The sequence below is a fragment of the Paraburkholderia caledonica NBRC 102488 genome (genome assembly GCF_000685095.1).
Lineage (GTDB): Bacteria > Pseudomonadota > Gammaproteobacteria > Burkholderiales > Burkholderiaceae > Paraburkholderia > Paraburkholderia caledonica.
The window spans coordinates 1-18,670 of sequence record NZ_BAYE01000026.1 but is presented as its reverse complement, the minus strand read 5'-3'; the positions used below and the strand labels follow the sequence as shown (position 1 = coordinate 18,670).

The following is an 18,670-nucleotide window of genomic DNA, read 5'->3' as shown; positions in this document are numbered from 1 at the left end:
CCCGAGGCGCCGGAATGAGTTCACCGTTGAAAGTTTTCATTACCGGCGCGTCAAGTGGAATCGGCCTCGCGCTCGCCGCCGAATATGCGCGGCGCGGCGCGATTCTCGGCCTGGTTGCCCGCCGCGGCGACGCCCTTGCTGCCTTCCAGCGGTCTCATCCGCAGAACCCCATTTCCATCTATTCCGTCGACGTCCGTGACGCCGAGGCGCTCGCCGATGCCGCCGCGCAATTCATCGCGCAGCACGGCGTGCCGGACATCGTGATCGCCAATGCAGGCGTGAGCCGCGGCGCGATCACCGGACAGGGCGATCTGCGCACGTTCCGCGAAGTGATGGACGTCAACTACTTCGGCGTGGTCGCCACCTTCGAGCCGTTCGCCGCGCCCATGATCGCGGCCAGGCGCGGAACGCTGGTCGGCATTGCCAGCGTAGCAGGCGTGCGCGGCTTGCCCGGCTCGGGTGCGTACAGCGCGTCGAAAACCGCGGCGGCGAAGTATCTCGAAGCGCTGCGCGTCGAGATGCGTCCGCTCGGCGTCGGCGTGGTCACGATCGCGCCTGGCTATGTCCGCACGCCGATGACCGCGCACAATCCGTACAGCATGCCCTTCCTGATGGACGCCGATCGTTTTGCCGCCAAGGCCGCGCGTGCGATCGAGCGTCGCACGGCTTACGCTGTGTTCCCCTGGCAGATGCGCGTGGTGGCAATGCTGCTGCACGTAGCGCCACGCTGGCTCTATGACCGCGTGTTCGAACGCGCGCCGCGCAAGCCGCGCGCCGTCGCCGAGTAAATCATGTCACTGCGTGCGGTCGATGCAACCGGCGTCGCGCACGAGAAAGCGGGTGCCGGCGCGCGCATCGTCTCGCTGGTACCGAGCATCACCGAACTGCTGTTTGCTCTCGGCCTCGAACCGCAGATCGTCGGGCGCACCGGCTTTTGCGTGCATCCGCGCGACAAGGTTCGCAACGTGCCCAAGGTCGGCGGCACGAAAGCGGTGAATATCGAAACAATTCGCGCGCTGCAACCTACGCATCTGATCGTCAATATCGACGAGAACGAGCGCGGCACCGTCGAACAGTTGCGCGCGATCGTGCCGCATGTCGTCGTCACGCATCCGCAGACACCGCAGGACAACCTTTCGCTCTACGCGCTGCTGGGCGCAATTTTCGATCGGGATAAGGAAGCGCAGCGTCTCGCCGCAATGCTTGAAGCGCGTCTGCACGAGGCCGCCTCACGCGCGTTTGCTGCGCAGAACGTGCTGTATCTGATCTGGCGCGAACCATGGATGACCGTTGCGCGCGACACTTACATTTCCGCGATGCTGCGCCTCGTGAACTGGCACACGCTGCCCGACGTGCAAGGCGGAGCCGCGGGCGCGGCCCGTTATCCGGCGTTCGATTTCGACCGCTCGCCGTGGCTTGCCGGCGTCGACCGTATTCTGCTTTCAAGCGAGCCATATCGCTTCACGCAAGCACATTGCGATGCGCTCAAAAGCGATCCGCGAATGGCCGGCAAGCACATTGAGTTGATCGATGGCGAGATGGTGTCGTGGTACGGCGTGCGCGCTATCGACGGCATCGCTTATCTAATGAAGCGGGCCGGGTCTGCGTGAACCCGCGGCGCTGATTCCATATGAATATGCGGATTATGTTGTTGTCGTCGCAACGGCCCTTCGATAAGCTTTCGCGAAGGCCGGCGCGCGCCTGGTCCGTCAGTTGATCACCTGGTTGGTCCCGACTGATGCTGGCCATGCGCGAGCGCTGGAAACGTATCAAAATGAAGTCGACGGCCACGCCGCCGTCGCCCGTCAACGGAACATAACCAGAAACCAGACGCACTGCCTGACTGCGCTTGTTATCGGAGATCTTATGCGCTTCAAACTGCTCGCAGCCGCCGTACTGTTCACAGCGCCCGCGCTCGTGCTCGCCAAACCGCTGACCGTCTGCACCGAGTCGAGCCCCGACGGCTTCGATGTCGTGCAGTTCAACTCGCTCGTCACGACGAATGCGTCGGCTGACGTGATTTTCAATTCGCTGGTCTCATACGACGAAGCCGCAAAGAAAGTGGTGCCGTCGCTGGCCGACAAATGGGACGTGAGCGCGGACGGTCTCACCTACACGTTCCACCTGCGCCCGAACGTGCAGTTTCAGACCGCCGACTACTTCAAGCCGAGCCGGCCGCTGAACGCCGACGACGTCGTCTTCACGTTCGACCGCATGCTGAACGACAGCAACCCGTGGCACAAGGTGGCGGGCGCGAGCGGCTTCCCGCATGCGCAGTCAATGGGATTGCCGAAGCTCATCAAGTCGATCAGCAAGGTCGACGACAACACCGTCAAGTTCGAACTTAACGCACCGGACGCGACCTTCGTGTCGATCCTCACCATGGGCTTCGCCTCGATCTATTCCGCCGAGTACGCGGATCAGTTGCTCAAGGCCGGCAAGCAGGTCGATCTGAACTCGAAGCCTATCGGCACGGGTCCATTCGAACTGAAGAGCTACACGAAAGACGCGGTGATCCGTTATGACGTCAATCCGTCCTACTGGGGCGCGAAACCGAAGATCGACCGTCTGATCTACGCAATTACGCCAGACGCCACGGTGCGCGCGCAGAAGGTGAAGGCGGGCGAATGCCAGATTGCTTTGTCGCCGAAGCCGCAGGATCTCGCCGACGCAAAGGGCGACAAGTCGCTCGCCATCGTTCAGACGCCTGCATTCATGACCGCGTTCGTCGCGTTGAACACGCAGAAAAAGCCGCTCGACAATCAGAAAGTGCGCGCCGCTTTGAACATGGCGTTCGACCGCACCACGTATCTGAAGACCGTCTTCGACAACACTGCGACGCCGGCGGTCAATCCGTATCCGCCGAATACGTGGAGCTATGACAAGGCAGTAAAGGCGTGGCCCTACGATCCCGCGAAGGCCAAAAAGCTGCTCGCCGACGCGGGCTATCCGAACGGCTTCGAAACGACGATCTGGGTGCGCCCGAACGGCAGCGTGCTGAATCCGAATCCGAAGGCCGGCGCCGAACTGCTTCAGGCGGACTTCGCCAAGATCGGCGTGAAGGCGGACGTGAAAGTGATCGAATGGGGCGAACTGATCAAGCAGGCCAAGCAGGGCCAGCATGATTCGCTATTCATGGGCTGGGCCGGCGACAACGGCGACCCGGACAATTACCTGTCGCCGCTCTTTAGCTGCAACGCGGTGAAGTCGGGCATCAACTTCGCGCGCTTCTGCAATGAGGATCTCGACAAGCTCATCGCCGACGGCAAGTCCACGCCCGATCAGGCCAAACGCGCGAAAGCGTATCAGGCCGCGCAGCAGATCATCCACGATCAGGCGCTGTGGATTCCGCTCGGCTATCCGACTGCCGCAGCTATCACGCGAACCAACGTGAGCGGTTATCACGTGAGTCCGTTTGGACGACAGAACTTTGGAACGGTGGCCGTGCAGTAGTCACTCGCTGCGCTCTGAAACGTAAAAAAAGCCCGGAGGCGAGAGCTCCGGGCTTTTTTTTCGACATCTCACACGAGGTGAACCATCACGCCGAAAAGCGCATCACTCCATCCGCATCCAGCCTGCGCTTTAGCGCGCCCGCCAGCCACAGCAGATGCAAGTGCGCGAGCGCCTCGCCCATCGCGAACGTCAACTGGTGAATATCGAGCTCGCGCTTGAACATTAGCGGAACGATATCTGCCGCGCTTTGCGGTTTTTGCGCACACGCTTCACGGACTTCCGCGAGACGCGCATCGTGATGTTCGCGCAGCTGCCTCACGCGCGTACGCACGCCGCGAAACGGCTTGCCATGCGACGGCAGCGCGAGCGTGTCCTCGGGCATTGCTTCGTAGCGCGCAAGCGATTCCAGATACAGCGCGAGCGGCGAGCCCTCCGGTTCCATCGCGAAGACCGACACGTTTGTCGATATGCGCGGCAAAACCATGTCACCGGAGATCAGCACGCCGATCTCCTCGCAATGCAACGCGCAATGCTCCGGCGAGTGACCGAAGCCCGTCACCACGCGCCACGTCTTGCCACCGATCCTGACGGCATCCGCTTCGCGCAAGCGCCTGTACTGGTCCGGGACTTCAGGCACCAGGTTCGCGTAATAGCTTTGTCGGCTGCGTAGCTTGTCGAGCGACGCCTCGTCGGTCACGCCATGCAGCGCGAAGTGGCGCGCAGCGCCCTCGCCGCCCGCGTTCGAGCCGTCGCCCGCCGCCATCACGCGAGCCTGCATGTATTCGCCGAGCGTCATCCATAGCCGGGCGTCCCAGCGCTTCTTGTCACCGCCGCTGCAAATCCAGTGCGCGAGACCGACGTGGTCCGGATGGCAATGCGTGACGATCACGCGCAGCACCGGCAAACCGCCGAGCACGGACTCGAACACTGTCTCCCAGTTCTCCTTGATCGCGTCGGACGCGATCCCGCAATCGACCACCGTCCATCCGTCCTGACCGTCGATCTGATCGCGCAGCAGCCAGAGATTGATATGGTCGAGCGCAAACGGCAGCGGCATCCGCACCCAGAAGACGCCGGGCACGACTTCCTGCGCGTGGCCGGGTTCGGGCAATGTGTCTTTGAACGGATAGTCGAGTTGATGTTCGAGCGCATTCATTTCGGATGTCTTCCTCCACGCGTTCCGCGTACTTGCCGCAGGTTGCATTCAACCCAAGTTGACGATAACGTAAACGTCGATTCTATCGTTCAATCCGATTTTTTGCCCGGTTACTGAATGTCCCGATGAACACGCAATACACGATCACCGAGCTCGCGCGGGAGTTCGACGTCACACCGCGCGCAATTCGCTTCTACGAAGATCAGGGTTTACTCTCACCGAGCCGCGAAGGTTCCAGCGGCTTGCGGCGCGTCTACTCGGGCCGCGACCGCACGCGGCTCAAGCTCACGTTGCGCGGCAAACGACTCGGTTTCACGCTCTCCGAGATTCGCGATCTGCTGGACGTCTATGAATCGCCAACTGACACGGTGCCGCAACTGCAAGCGTTTCTCGCCACGGTCGCGCGTCATCGCGATGTGCTGGAGCGCCAACTGGAAGACCTGAACGCGACGCTCGAAGACCTCGCGCAATATGAAGCTCAGGCGCGGGCGCTGCTTGAGAACGGCATGCACAAAGCACGTGAACCCAAGCCGGCGTAAGCAGGCGGAGAACCACCGCCGAACAGTTTTTTTGCCGCAAGTTGAGCCGTGTAACGATGCGGAACAGGAGCATTGAGCGGAGTTAGTCGGAAAAGTCGGCGAGTGCCCTGCAACGTTCACGTGGCGGCGGGTCACCAACCGGTTGGCGCAATGCGTCGAAGGCGCACTCGAACGATACAATCACGGGTGTCTTCACGACATGAGACGAATGCACGGTCGACATGAATCACTTCCCCAAACTGTTGTCGTCGCAAATCGGCTTTGACGTCGCGGAAACGCTGCTCGAAGGATTCAACCGGCACTATCGGATCTTTCGCGACGCGGCGATCCACGCCAAGGCGCTGTTCGAAAGCGGCGACTGGCACGGTCTGCAAAAGCTGGCCCGCGAGCGCATTACTTCATACGACGATCGCGTGGAAGAATGCGTCGCGCTGCTCGAGGACGAGTACGACGCGGAGAATATCGACAGCGAAGTGTGGCAACAGATCAAGCTGCACTACATTGGGCTACTGACCACGCATCGTCAGCCCGAGTGCGCGGAAACGTTTTTCAATTCCGTCTGCTGCAAAATCCTGCATCGCTCGTATTTCAACAACGACTTCATCTTCGTGCGCCCGGCGATCTCGACCGAATACATCGAGAACGACGAGCCCGCAGCAAAGCCTACTTACCGTGCGTACTATCCCGGCAAGGACGGCCTCGCCGCCACGCTCGAGCGCATCGTTACGAACTTCCAGCTGGAGCCGCCGTTCGAAGATCTGACGCGCGACGTCGGCTGCGTGATGCAGACGATTCACGACTCGTTCGGTACGTTCGACGAAGCGCCGAACTTCCAGATTCATGTGCTTTCGTCGCTGTTCTTCCGCAACAAGTCGGCGTATATCGTCGGCAGAATTATCAACGGCGATATGCTGCTGCCGTTCGCAGTGCCGCTGCGCCATGTGCAGCCCGGCTTGCTCGCGCTGGATACCGTGCTGCTCAAGCGCGAACAGTTGCTGATCATTTTCAGCTTCTCGCACTCGTACTTTCTGGTGGATATGGAAGTGCCGTCCGCTTACGTGGAATTCCTCGGCACCATCATGCCGGGCAAACCGAAGGCCGAGATCTACACGTCAGTCGGCTTGCAGAAGCAGGGCAAGAATCTGTTCTATCGCGACTTGCTGCATCACCTGTCGCATTCGAGCGATCAGTTCATCATCGCGCCGGGCATCAAGGGGCTCGTGATGCTGGTGTTCACGTTGCCTTCGTTTCCGTATGTGTTCAAGCTGATCAAGGACAACTTCCCGCCGCCGAAAGAAACCACGCGCGCGAAGATTCAGGAGAAGTATCAGCTGGTGAAACGGCACGACCGCCTGGGCCGCATGGCGGACACGCTCGAATATTCGAGCGTTGCGCTGCCCCTTTCGCGGCTCGACGAAGCGCTCTTACGCGAACTGGAAAAGGAAGTGCCGTCGCTGCTCGAATACGACGGCGACAATCTCGTGATTCGCCATATGTACATCGAGCGTCGCATGGTGCCGCTCAATCTGTTCCTGCAAAACGGCAGCGAGAACGACGTCGATCACGGCATCAAGGAATATGGCAACGCGGTGAAAGAACTGATGCAGGCGAACATTTTCCCCGGCGACATGCTGTACAAGAACTTCGGCGTGACGCGCCACGGCCGTGTCGTGTTTTACGACTACGACGAGATCGAATATCTGACAGATTGCAACGTGCGCGCGGTGCCCGCACCGCGTAACGAGGAAGACGAAATGTCGGGCGAGCCGTGGTACTCGGTCGGCCCGCACGACATCTTCCCGGAGACGTATGGCACTTTCCTGCTCGGCGATCCACGCGTGCGCCGCTCGTTCCTGCAGCATCACGCCGACTTCTTCGATCCCGCGCTGTGGCAAAAGCATAAGAACCATCTGCTGAAGGGCGAATTGCCCGATTTTTTCCCGTACGACAGCAGCGTGCGCTTCTGCATCCGCTATCCGGAACGCTTTGCCGATACGGCATTCAACGCACCGAATGCTCAGGACGCCGCGCAAGCGCCAGAGAACGAGCGCAGCGTAAGAGTCGCATAGTGGCCCGCACGCCGCATGAATGACGCCTGTACGACACCGAATCTAACGTAACGACCCGGCCGCTCAAGCGGTCGAATAACCGCCAAGACGCTTTATGAACACGAACGCTTCCAACCCTGCTCACCCGCTCGCTCATCTGTTCGACAACAACGACGCGTGGGTTGCCCGCAAACTGTCCGAAGACCCCGAGTACTTCTCGCGCCTTGCGCATCAGCAGACGCCCGAGTATCTGTGGATCGGCTGCTCCGATTCGCGCGTGCCGGCCAACCAGATCATCGGCTTGCCGCCGGGCGAAGTGTTCGTGCATAGAAACATCGCAAACGTAGTGGTGCATACGGATCTGAACTGTTTGTCGGTGATCCAGTTCGCCGTCGATCTGCTGAAGGTCAAGCACATCATGGTGGTCGGCCACTATGGCTGTTCCGGCGTGGGCGCGGCATTGCACGGCCGCCGCGTGGGTCTCGCGGATAACTGGCTGCATCACGTGCAGGACGTGCGGGCGAAGCATGCCGCGCTGCTCGACGAATGGCCGCTCGGCGAGGCGCGTCACCGGCGTCTCGTCGAACTGAACGCTCTCGAACAAGTGGTGAACGTGTGCCGCACGACCATCATCAACGATGCATGGGCGCGCGGCCAGGAACTGACCGTGCACGGCTGGGCGTACGGCGTGCACGACGGCAAGGTGCGCGACCTCGGCATGACGATCAACAACGCGGCCGCGCTCGATGAAACTTACCAGCGTTGCGTCGCCGCCGTGTCGGCAAGCCGCGCGCATCAGGCGGACAACGACGTGGTCGCCGCCGATGCGGCCCAGCTTGGCGACGTGCCGGCTATCGTCGAAGGTGTGATCAAGGAGCTAAAACATGAGTGAGACAAACATGAACGGCACAACGGCTGATCCAGTTGTAATCGTGAGCGCGGCGCGCACGCCGATGGCCGCGTTTCAAGGCGATTTCGCGTCGCTGACTGCGCCGCAGCTCGGCTCGGTGGCGATCGAAGCCGCGGTTCAACGCGCGGGCCTCAAGCCCGAGCAGATCGACGAGGTGGTGATGGGCTGTGTGCTGCCGGCCGGCCTCGGCCAGGCGCCCGCACGACAGGCCGCGCTCGGCGCCGGCTTGCCGCTTGCAACCGGCAGCACCACGGTCAACAAGATGTGCGGCTCCGGCATGCGCGCGGCGATGTTCGCGCACGACATGCTGGCCGCCGGCTCGGTCGACGTGATCGTCGCGGGCGGCATGGAGAGCATGACGAACGCGCCGTATCTGTTGCCAAAGGCGCGCGGCGGCATGCGCATGGGTCACGGCCAGGTGATCGACCACATGTTCTACGACGGCCTCGAAGACGCATACGAAAAAGGCCGCCTGATGGGCACGTTCGCGGAAGAATGCGCGGCTTCGTTCGACTTCACGCGCGACGCGCAGGACGCATTCGCCGTCGAATCGCTGAACCGCGCGAAGCGCGCGAACGAAGACGGTTCGTTCGCGTGGGAAATCGCGCCAGTGAAGGTCGAGAGCCGCAAAGGCGAAGTCACGATCGACCGTGACGAACAGCCGTTCAAGGCAAACCTCGAAAAGATTCCTACGCTCAAGCCGGCATTCAGCAAAACCGGCACGGTGACGGCAGCGAACTCGTCGTCGATTTCGGACGGCGCCGCGGCCCTCGTGATGATGCGCGAATCGACGGCCAAGCGTCTCGGCGTCACGCCGATTGCGCGCGTGGTCGGCCACTCGACTTTCGCGCAGGAGCCGGCGAAGTTCACCACTGCGCCGGTCGGCGCGATTCGCAAGCTGTTCGAGAAGAACGGCTGGCGCGCCGACGAAGTCGATCTGTACGAAGTCAACGAAGCGTTTGCCGTGGTGACCATGGCGGCGATGAAAGAGCACAAGCTGCCGCACGACAAGGTCAACGTGCACGGCGGCGCATGCGCGCTCGGCCATCCGATCGGCGCATCGGGCGCACGTATTCTCGTCACGTTGATTGGCGCGCTGAAACAGCGCGGCGGCAAGCGCGGCGTCGCGACGCTGTGCATCGGCGGCGGCGAAGCGACTGCAATGGGTATCGAACTGATTTGACGCGTAGTACGCACGTTCAAGCGTGTCACTTGGTCTGAGGTGAATCATGAAGACAGTGTTGATCGTCGGTGCATCGCGCGGCATCGGCCAGGAGTTTGTCCGGCAGTACAAACATAGTGGCTGGCGGGTGCTCGCCACAGCGCGCGACGGCGCCGCGCTCGACACCCTCACTCAGCTTGGCGCACAAACCTACTCCGTCGACGTGACCGAGCCGGAGGATATCGCCGCGCTCGGCTGGAAGCTCGATGGCGAGCATGTGGACGTTGCCATCGTCGTGTCGGGCGTGTACGGCCCGCGCACCGAAGGCATTGAAACCATTACCGCCGAAGACTTCGACCATGTCATGCACACCAACGTGCGCGGCCCGATGCAGCTGATGCCGATCCTGCTGCCGCTCGTCGAAGAATCAGGCGGCGTGCTGGCGGTGATCTCGAGCAAGATGGGCAGCATCGGCGACACGAGCGGCACGAGCGGCTGGCTGTATCGCGTGAGCAAAGCGGCGTTGAACGACGCGCTCAAACTCGCGTCGCTCGACGCGCAGCGCGCCACGTGTGTGTCGTTGCATCCCGGCTGGGTGCAAACCGATATGGGCGGCGCGCAGGCGGCGATCGACCCCACGCGCAGCGTCGCCGGCATGCGCGAGGTACTCAAGCAGGCCGCCGCCTCGCGCGAAGCATTCAATGGCCGCTTTTATCAATACGACGGCACGCCGCTGGAATGGTGAGGAGACACGCTCATGCTGCTTGATCAGGACCACCTGATGGTCCGCGACGCGCTGCGCACATTCGTGCGCGAAGCAGTCACGCCGTACGCGGCGACGTGGGATCGCGAGCGCACGTTCCCGAAAGACGTTCACCGCCAACTCGCGGAACTTGGCGCATACGGCGTGCTGGTGCCCGAAACCTACGGCGGCGCCGGCATGGACGCGCTCGCGCTCGCGCTGATTCTCGAAGAAATTGCCGCGGGCGACGGCGGTACATCCACGGCGATCTCCGTGAACAATTGCCCTGTATGCAGCATCCTGCTGACTTACGGCAACGACGCGCAAAAGCGTGACTGGCTCACGCCGCTCGCGCGCGGCGAAATGCTCGGCGCATTCTGTCTGACCGAACCGCAAGCCGGCTCGGACGCATCGGCGCTGCGCACCACCGCCACACGCGACAAAGACGGCGACGCCTACGTGCTGAACGGCGTCAAGCAGTTCATCACGAGCGGCAAGAACGGCAACGTCGCGATCGTGATGGCCGTCACCGACAAGGCGGCGGGCAAGCGCGGCATCAGCGCGTTTATCGTGCCGACCGACAGCAAGGGTTATGTGGTCGCGCGAGTCGAAGACAAGCTTGGCCAGCATTCGTCGGACACCGCGCAGATCATCTTCGAAGACTGCCGCGTGCCGGCCGCGAATCTGATCGGCGCGGAAGGCGAGGGCTATCGCATCGCGCTGTCGGGGCTCGAAGGCGGGCGCATCGGCATCGCTGCGCAAAGTGTCGGCATGGCACGCGCCGCGTACGAAGCCGCGTTGACCTATGCAAAAGAGCGCGAGAGCTTCGGTCAGCCGCTTTTTTCGCACCAGGCGGTGCAATTCCGCCTCGCCGACATGGCGACGCAACTGGAAGCCGCGCGTCAGTTGATCTGGCACGCGGCGTCGCTAAAGGACGCCGGTCAGCCGTGTCTCACGGAAGCCGCCATGGCGAAACTGTTTGCGTCGGAAGCTGCCGAGCGGATTTGTTCGGCGGCGCTGCAGATCCACGGCGGCTACGGGTATCTCAGCGACTTTCCGGTCGAGCGGATTTATCGCGACGTACGCGTGTGCCAGATCTACGAAGGCACGAGCGACATTCAGAAAATATTGATCGCGCGCGGTCTCGGCTAGGGTTCGATGAGTTCGAAAAACAGGCACAAGTCGTCCGCGCAGCGGCCCACCGACTGCCCATGCGGCGGCGCCGTTCCCGGCGAGGCGAGCGCCGCAAAAGCGCCGCGTTTCGAGCAGTGCTGCGGCCGTTACATCGACGGCGGCGAGGTCGCGCCGCGCGCACTGGAACTGATGCGCTCGCGGTACAGCGCTTACGTTGTCGGCGCAACGAACTATTTGCGCGCGACCTGGGCGCCGCAAACCTGCCCCGCCGATCTGGACGCCGACGTGTCGGCGCCCGACGCTCCTCGCTGGCTCGGACTGCAAATCAAGACGTTCGCGGAGATCGATCCGCGTCATGCGACGGTCGAGTTCGTCGCCAGATACAAGGTTGCGGGCCGCGCGCACAGGTTGCACGAGTTGAGCCGCTTCATTTGCAACGACGACGGACGCTGGCTCTACGTCGACGGCGATGTAAGCGAGTAGCTTTCAGCGCCTTTCTGTTATCTGGCCGCGCGGCCGCGGATAATGCGCCGTCATCGCATATGGCCCCATAGAAGCGTCGTTTTCTTCCGTTGGCTCGGCGCCACAAGCCGCGCCTTACCTTTGCTCACGTCGTGCGCTGCGGTGCCGCGCGACGGCTTGCCAGCGCCTGCTCAAGGACCCTCGAGGACCCGTCTGCCGCCGCCCCCAGCCGCGCCCCGGGCCGAGTTCACGCCCCCCATGCAAGCCCTCGCGCGATGCAGCAATTTTTTCGTCGCGGGTTCTCCTTGATTGCACAAAACAAAATTGTCGTGCCAGGATGAGGCCGTTGCTTCGTGACGCCGCGATGCGAGGGCCAGTTGGTAAGGGTTCCGCAAGCCGCGCCGGTGCCTGGCCGATAACCAGATAGAAACGGTTACGGCCGCGGCGCCCGGCGGCAGACGTGGCGTTCATCATCGGCGCGTGGGGTCGCGTCGGCCGTTGGGTTTATCCCGTGCGATCTCGATTGACGTGCGTGCGCTTCGCGCAATGCGTACGTGAGCATCTTTTTGTTTGTCGCAAACGTGCACGAAAGGCGAATGTCGGCCGCGTGTTTCGGTGAACGGACATGAGATGTCCAGGCAGTCTTTTCAGGCAGGTGCGTGAATGGTGTTGAGCAAGGTCCTTACGAAGTGTGCGGTGATTTGTGCAGCGGCCACGTGCGCTGTCGCAGTCGCGCAGGCGAATCCGCTCGCGGACGCCCAGCCTGGACCCCTCGCCCGCGCGCAGGTGCCGCGCATCGCGCTCCAGGACGACGTTTATCTACCCACCGCGCGCCTGAACCAACAGATTATCCGCATACCCGTCGATGCCGACGGTGACATCACGCTTCAGACAACGGTCTACAAACCGGACGGCGCAGGCCCGTTTCCAATGATCGTCTTCAATCACGGCAAGATTCCCGGCGATCCGCGCATGCAGGAACGCAGCGACCCGCTGCCGCTCGCGCGCGAATTCGTGCGCCGTGGCTATGTGGTCGTAGCACCGAACCGCCAGGGTTTTGGCCAGTCGGGCGGCGTCTATCATCAGGACGGTTGCGACGTCGAACGCAACGGCATATCGCAGGCCGGCGACGTTGCGGCCGCCGTCGACTACATGTCGAAGCAACCTTATGTCGACGCGTCACACATCGTGGTGGCCGGCACGTCACACGGCGGTCTCGCTACATTGGCCTACGGCACCGAGGCCGCACCGGGCGTGCGCGCGTTGATTAACTTTTCGGGCGGCTTGCGACAGGACGCGTGCGGCGACTGGCAAGGTAACCTGACCCGCGCATTCGGCGCCTACGGCGACAAAACGAAAGTGCCGTCGCTGTGGATGTACGGCGACAACGACTCAGTGTGGAATGCGCCACTCGTGGCCGGCATGTACGCGGCGTACGTAGCGCACGGCGCGAGCGCAAAGATGGTCGACTACGGCAGCTATAAGAACGACGCACATCGGCTCGTCGGCGACCGCGACGGCGTACATGTGTGGTGGCCGGCCGTCGAGGCCTTCCTCGCCCGCGTCGGCATGCCCACGGGCGTGCAGTACCGGGTGGCGGATCCTTCGGCGCCCAAAGCGAGCGGCTTTGCTTCAGTAGATGCCGTAGACGCCGTGCCCTATGTCGACGAAGCTGGACGCAACGGCTATCGCAACTTCCTGCATCAATATCCGAGCCGCGCATTTGCGGTGTCCGACACGGGTGCATGGTCGTGGGCCGAGGGCGGCGACGATCCGATGTCGGTCGCGATTGCTAATTGCCAGAAACAGAGTTCCGCGCCTTGCCGGTTGTATGCCGTCGATAGTTCTGTCGTATGGGGCGATCAGGGTTCGCGGACGGCGGATAGTGGTGCTACCGGCGGGTCCGGGTCTTCTGCCGACGAAGCGCGGCGGGCTATTGCCAGTCGCGAGTGATGTCGCGATTGGGTTCTGGTTTAGATGCGCAGCGGTTTAGGGCATCGGCGGGGCGCCGTTTTTTAAATACCGGCAATCTTCACACGCCGTCTGCCTGTTCTTTGCTGCCCCTCCTTTAAATGTCTCAGAGGCCCCGCTGTCGGGCCTTTCTTGCCTTCCTCTGTGCTGTCAATCTGCCTGACTCGCTACTTGCGAAGTGGCTGCACTTGCCATCGTGCAGATCGAACTTCAGACTGAGCTGTCATCACGTTGACTCCGTCTGATTTCGCTCCTTCATACGCAACAATTTGCCAGCCGCAGGTCGTCTCCGATCGCCTGCGGCCCGGCAGTCACATCTCCCGGCTCGCCGCCCCTTCCCCCCAATCTCGCCCACTACCCCCAATTACTTTGCCGTCGTCAATTACAGCGATTAGCGCGCTTCAGATTCAAACGCAAATCACCTGTCGCGAACACCGCTGAACCACGCGGCCGTCAGCGAAAAGCACGGTCAAAGGCCTAGTGCAAAGGCCGAAATAAACCGCTAATCTCGACCCCGCACGCTAGCCGAGGGCTGCGCGCAGCGTCGCCAACGCGCACGCGCCGCGCCCGGAAAAACCATAAAAACCAACCACGGCAGCAGCAAGAAAAGCTTCTCTGGAGTACCTCTTGGAAAATTCAGCAACACCGTCAATATCGACCGAAGACTGGGTAGCCCGCAGCCTGCGAGCGGTCTGGCATCCCTGCACACAGATGAAGCACCACGAGCGCCTTCCGCTCGTGCCGGTCGCGCGCGGCCAAGGCGCGTGGCTTTACGACCGCGCCGGCCATCGTTATCTGGATGCGATCAGTTCGTGGTGGGTGAATCTCTTCGGCCACGCAAACCCGCGCATCAACGCGGCGCTCAAGGACCAACTCGATACGCTCGAGCACGCCATGCTCGCCGGTTGCACGCACGAACCCGCGATCGAACTTGCGGAGCGCCTCGGTGCGCTCACACAGGGCACGCTGGGGCACGCGTTCTTCGCATCAGACGGCGCATCGGCAGTCGAAATTGCGCTCAAGATGAGCTTCCACTCGTGGCGCAATCGCGGTTTCGCCGACAAGCAGGAATTCGTCTGCATCGCGAACAGCTACCACGGCGAGACCATCGGCGCGCTCGGCGTGACCGACGTCGCGCTGTTCAAGGACGCCTACGACCCGCTGATCCGCAACGCGCACGTCGTCGCGTCACCCGACGCGCGTCTTGCGAAATCCGGTGAAGCGGCTGCGGACGTCGCACGTCGCGCGCTCGACCATGTACGCGCGCTCTTCGAAGCCCGCGCCACGAAGATCGCGGCGCTGATCGTCGAGCCGCTCGTACAGTGCGCGGCCGGCATGGCCATGCACGACGCTTCGTATATCGCCGGTTTACGGACGCTGTGCGATCGATATGGCGTGCATCTGATCGCCGACGAAATCGCCGTTGGCTGCGGACGCACGGGCACCTTCTTCGCGTGCGAACGGGCTGGCATCTGGCCGGACTTTTTGTGCCTGTCCAAAGGTATAAGCGGTGGCTATCTGCCGCTTTCCATCGTGCTCTCGCGCGACGAAATCTTCGAAGCCTTCTATCACGACGACACCGCTCGCGGCTTCTTGCACTCGCATTCGTACACTGGCAATCCGCTCGCGTGCCGCGCGGCGCTCGCCACGCTCGATCTATTCGCGACCGACAACGTGCTCGCAGCCAACGCGCAAAAGTCGGCAAAGCTGATGGCCGCGCTCGCGCCGCTCGCAAAGCATGAACAGGTGCGCAACCTACGGCAATGCGGCACCATCATAGCCTTCGATGCGGCAATCGAAAACGCTCAGCATGCCAAAACATTCTCGCGCCGCTTCTTCGAAAACGCGTTGCAACGTGAACTGCTGCTGCGCCCCATTTCGACCACGGTTTATCTGATGCCTCCATACATTCTCGACGACGAAGAACTTGCGCTGCTCGCCTCGCGCACTCGCGAAACGTTCGAAGCGACGCTCGCGCAGGTCCGCTAATGCATCTCCTCGACAAACTCTCAGCGGGGCTGAAGGAAATCGACGAACGCGGCCTGCGCCGTCGACGCCGCACGGCCGACACGCCCTGCGCCGCGCACATGACGGTCGACGGCCGCGAGATTATCGGCTTTGCAAGCAATGACTATCTCGGCCTCGCCGCGCATCCGCAATTGATCGCGGCCATTGCCGAAGGCGCGCAACGCTACGGCGCGGGCAGCGGCGGTTCGCATCTGCTCGGCGGCCACTCGCGCGCGCATGCGCAGCTCGAAGACGACCTTGCTGAATTCGTCGGCGGTTTCGTGGATACGCCGCGCGCGCTCTACTTCAGCACCGGCTACATGGCGAATCTCGCGACGCTCACTGCGCTCGCAGGCCGCGGCACGACGCTCTTCTCCGACGCACTGAATCACGCGTCGCTGATCGACGGCGCCCGTTTATCGCGGGCAGATGTGCAGATCTATCCGCATTGCGATATGGAAGCGCTGAGCGCGATGCTCGACGCGTCGGACGCGGACGTGAAAGCGATCGTCTCCGACACGGTGTTCAGCATGGACGGCGACATTGCACCGCTGCCGCGTCTGCTTGAACTCGCGGAACAGCATGGCGCATGGCTGATCGTCGACGACGCGCACGGTTTCGGCGTGCTCGGTCCGCAAGGCCGCGGCGCCGTCGCAGACGCCGCGTTGCGCTCGCCGAATCTGATTTCCATCGGCACGCTCGGCAAGGCGGCGGGCGTGTCGGGCGCGTTCGTCGCCGCGCACGAGACGGTGATCGAATGGCTCGTACAGCGCGCGCGTCCTTATATATTCACCACGGCATCCGTGCCCGCAGCGGCGCATGCGGTTTCGGCGAGTCTGCGCATTATCGGCGGCAATGAGGGCGATGAACGCCGCGCGCATTTGCGCCAATTGATCGACCGCACGCGCGCCATGCTCAAAAGCACGCCGTGGATTCCCGTCGATTCGGACACTGCCGTGCAGCCGCTCGTGATCGGCGCGAACGAGGCGACGCTGGATATTGCGGCCTCGCTCGACCGCGCCGGTCTGTGGGTTCCCGCAATCCGTCCGCCGACCGTGCCCACCGGCACATCGCGCTTGCGCATATCGTTGTCGGCCGCGCATTCGCACACGGATCTCGACCGGCTGGAAGCCGGCTTGCAACAGGCAGGAGCGCAAGCCATATGACCGCCACGAACTCTGCCCTGTCGCTATTCGTCACCGGCACCGATACTGAAATCGGCAAGACGTTCGTCTCTTGTGCATTGTTGCGCGGCTTCGCGCGCGAAGGCTTGCAAGCCGCCGCGATGAAGCCGATCGCTGCTGGCGCATTCGAACTGAACGGCGAACTGCATAACGAAGACGCGGATCAGCTCGACGCCGCTTCGACCGTGCTGCTGCCGCCCGCAATGCGCACGCCGTATCTGCTGAAGGAACCAGCGGCGCCCCATATCGCGGCCGCGCTGGAGAACGTCGCCCTCGATATCGACCATATCGTCGCTTGCCATGCGCAGGCGTTGCAGCGGGCGGACGTCGTGGTCGTGGAAGGTGTCGGCGGTTTCCGCGTACCGTTGACCGCCACACATGACACCGCCGATCTCGCCGTCGCGCTGAAGCTGCCGGTCGTGCTGGTGGTCGGCATGCGCCTCGGCTGCATCAGCCACGCGTTGCTCACCGCTGACGCCATCGCCGCGCGCGGGCTCACGCTTGCTGGCTGGGTAGCGAATCGCGTCGACCCGGACATGACTTTCCCCGACGAAAACATCGCGTCGATCCGCGAGCATCTCGCGCGTGAACACGGCGCGCCGTTGCTCGGCATCGTGCCGCATCTGCGCCCAACGGCGCCGGAACTCGCGGCTGATCAACTCGACATCAACCGGCTATTGCAGACGCTGCGTGACGCGCAGCGCTGAATCAACCAACACATCCATTCATGAGGATTGAGCACATGACGCAACTGAACATCGCCCCCGCGCGTGCTGAAACGGCCGCCAGCAACGCCAATGCCAACGCCAATGTCGATGCAGCGGGCAAGCAGCTCGCGCGCTGGCGCGTTGCCGATATCGTCGCGTTGTATGAACTGCCGTTCAACGACCTGATGTTTCGCGCGCAGCAAACGCATCGCGAGCATTTCGATGCGAACACCGTGCAACTGTCGACACTGCTTTCCATCAAGACCGGCGGCTGCGAAGAAGATTGCGCGTACTGCCCACAGTCCGTGCATCACGATACGGGCCTGCAAGCCGACAAGCTGATGCCGGTCGACGAAGTGCTCGCCGCCGCGAAGGCCGCCAAGGAAAACGGTGCGACGCGCTTCTGCATGGGCGCCGCGTGGCGCAATCCGAAAGACCGGCACCTTGAGCCGATCAAGGACATGATTCGCGGTGTGAAGGCGATGGGTCTGGAAACCTGCGTGACGCTCGGCATGCTCGAAACGCATCAGGCGCAGCAACTGCGCGAAGCAGGCCTCGACTACTACAACCACAACCTCGACACGTCGCCGGAGTTCTACGGCCAGATCATTTCGACGCGCACTTATCAGGACCGTCTCGACACGCTCGAACGCGTGCGCGACGCCGGCATCAACGTGTGCTGCGGCGGCATCGTCGGACTGGGCGAGTCGCGCCGCGAACGTGCGGGCCTGATCGCGCAACTGGCGAACATGGACCCGTATCCGGAATCGGTGCCGATAAACAATCTGGTGCAAGTGGAAGGCACGCCGTTGACAGGCACTGAATCGATCGATCCGTTCGAATTCGTTCGGACGATTGCGATTGCGCGCATCACCATGCCGCGCGCGATGGTGCGCCTGTCGGCCGGTCGCGAGCAGATGGACGAAGCGTTGCAGGCAATGTGCTTCCTCGCAGGCGCGAATTCGATTTTCTACGGCGATCAGTTGCTCACCACGAGCAATCCGCAAGCGGAAGCGGACCGCAAGCTACTCGAACGCCTCGGCATTCGCGCCGAAGCCGCGCAGCACATGCCGCTCGATAAAAGCGGCTGCGAACATGGTTGTGAACATGAGCAACCCGCGCAGGCCGCGACGAACTAAGCACACTGACCGCGCGCTATAAATGCTGCGCAATGAAAAAGGCCGCTTCAATATGA

General features: G+C 62.4%; 16 protein-coding genes. 15 read left to right on the top strand and 1 reads right to left on the bottom strand.

Translation table 11 applies throughout. The features are described from left to right. Positions 1–14 precede the first annotated feature (14 nt). The 3 genes from BCA01S_RS30095 to BCA01S_RS30085 all read left to right on the top strand — a co-directional run bounded on the left by BCA01S_RS30095 (position 15) and on the right by BCA01S_RS30085 (position 3,453). Entirely contained in the window at positions 15–788 is a 774-nt protein-coding gene (locus BCA01S_RS30095; protein ID WP_027780085.1) for an SDR family oxidoreductase, read from the top strand. A 3-nt stretch (positions 789–791) separates the two neighbouring features. Then, positions 792–1,610 carry a cobalamin-binding protein gene (locus tag BCA01S_RS30090; RefSeq protein WP_027780084.1) on the top strand — a complete coding sequence of 273 codons (819 nt, stop codon included), beginning with the start codon at positions 792–794 and terminating at the stop codon, positions 1,608–1,610. 256 nt (positions 1,611–1,866) lie between these two features. Continuing rightward, the gene (locus tag BCA01S_RS30085; RefSeq protein ID WP_027780083.1) at positions 1,867–3,453 is read left to right on the top strand and encodes an ABC transporter substrate-binding protein; all 1,587 of its coding nucleotides are present in this window, start codon (positions 1,867–1,869) and stop codon (positions 3,451–3,453) included. 85 nt (positions 3,454–3,538) lie between these two features. Here the strand turns inward: BCA01S_RS30085 and BCA01S_RS30080 are convergent, their stop codons facing one another. After that, entirely contained in the window at positions 3,539–4,609 is a 1,071-nt protein-coding gene (locus BCA01S_RS30080) for an MBL fold metallo-hydrolase (RefSeq protein WP_020067121.1), read from the bottom strand. 125 nt (positions 4,610–4,734) lie between these two features. Here BCA01S_RS30080 and BCA01S_RS30075 point away from each other — a divergent pair, with 125 nt between their 5' ends. The 12 genes from BCA01S_RS30075 to bioB all read left to right on the top strand — a co-directional run bounded on the left by BCA01S_RS30075 (position 4,735) and on the right by bioB (position 18,614). Continuing rightward, positions 4,735–5,148 carry a MerR family transcriptional regulator gene (locus BCA01S_RS30075; RefSeq protein WP_027780082.1) on the top strand — a complete coding sequence of 138 codons (414 nt, stop codon included), beginning with the start codon at positions 4,735–4,737 and terminating at the stop codon, positions 5,146–5,148. A gap of 221 nt (positions 5,149–5,369) precedes the next feature. Further along, positions 5,370–7,217 carry a bifunctional isocitrate dehydrogenase kinase/phosphatase gene (gene aceK, locus BCA01S_RS30070; RefSeq protein WP_027780081.1) on the top strand — a complete coding sequence of 616 codons (1,848 nt, stop codon included), beginning with the start codon at positions 5,370–5,372 and terminating at the stop codon, positions 7,215–7,217. 94 nt (positions 7,218–7,311) lie between these two features. Continuing rightward, the gene (gene can, locus BCA01S_RS30065; RefSeq protein ID WP_027780080.1) at positions 7,312–8,088 is read left to right on the top strand and encodes a carbonate dehydratase; all 777 of its coding nucleotides are present in this window, start codon (positions 7,312–7,314) and stop codon (positions 8,086–8,088) included. After that, complete coding sequence (locus BCA01S_RS30060; RefSeq protein ID WP_027780079.1) at positions 8,081–9,289, top strand: acetyl-CoA C-acetyltransferase; 1,209 nt, start codon at positions 8,081–8,083, stop codon at positions 9,287–9,289. The genes can and BCA01S_RS30060 overlap by 8 nt, the downstream gene beginning before the upstream one ends. A gap of 46 nt (positions 9,290–9,335) precedes the next feature. Then, positions 9,336–10,013, top strand: coding sequence for an SDR family oxidoreductase (locus BCA01S_RS30055; RefSeq protein ID WP_027780078.1), 678 nt, complete (start codon positions 9,336–9,338; stop codon positions 10,011–10,013). Positions 10,014–10,025: 12 nt separating this feature from the next. After that, complete coding sequence (locus BCA01S_RS30050) at positions 10,026–11,162, top strand: acyl-CoA dehydrogenase family protein (RefSeq protein WP_027780077.1); 1,137 nt, start codon at positions 10,026–10,028, stop codon at positions 11,160–11,162. A 6-nt stretch (positions 11,163–11,168) separates the two neighbouring features. Beyond that, positions 11,169–11,627, top strand: a complete 459-nt coding sequence (locus tag BCA01S_RS30045; RefSeq protein WP_027780076.1) for a YchJ family protein — start codon at positions 11,169–11,171, stop codon at positions 11,625–11,627. Positions 11,628–12,269: 642 nt separating this feature from the next. After that, positions 12,270–13,559: a dienelactone hydrolase family protein gene (locus BCA01S_RS30040; protein ID WP_027780075.1), complete on the top strand. Its 1,290-nt coding sequence runs from the start codon at positions 12,270–12,272 to the stop codon at positions 13,557–13,559. A 645-nt stretch (positions 13,560–14,204) separates the two neighbouring features. Continuing rightward, positions 14,205–15,566, top strand: coding sequence for an adenosylmethionine--8-amino-7-oxononanoate transaminase (bioA, locus tag BCA01S_RS30035; protein ID WP_027780074.1), 1,362 nt, complete (start codon positions 14,205–14,207; stop codon positions 15,564–15,566). After that, on the top strand, positions 15,566–16,750 hold the full coding sequence (bioF, locus tag BCA01S_RS30030) for an 8-amino-7-oxononanoate synthase (protein WP_027780073.1): 1,185 nt from the start codon (positions 15,566–15,568) through the stop codon (positions 16,748–16,750). Before bioA ends, bioF begins: the two co-directional genes overlap by 1 nt. Next, a complete protein-coding gene (bioD, locus tag BCA01S_RS30025; RefSeq protein ID WP_027780072.1) occupies positions 16,747–17,475 on the top strand; it encodes a dethiobiotin synthase in 729 nt (242 codons plus the stop codon). Before bioF ends, bioD begins: the two co-directional genes overlap by 4 nt. A gap of 35 nt (positions 17,476–17,510) precedes the next feature. Continuing rightward, complete coding sequence (bioB, locus tag BCA01S_RS30020) at positions 17,511–18,614, top strand: biotin synthase BioB (RefSeq protein WP_027780071.1); 1,104 nt, start codon at positions 17,511–17,513, stop codon at positions 18,612–18,614. The last annotated feature ends 56 nt before the right edge of the window (positions 18,615–18,670 follow it).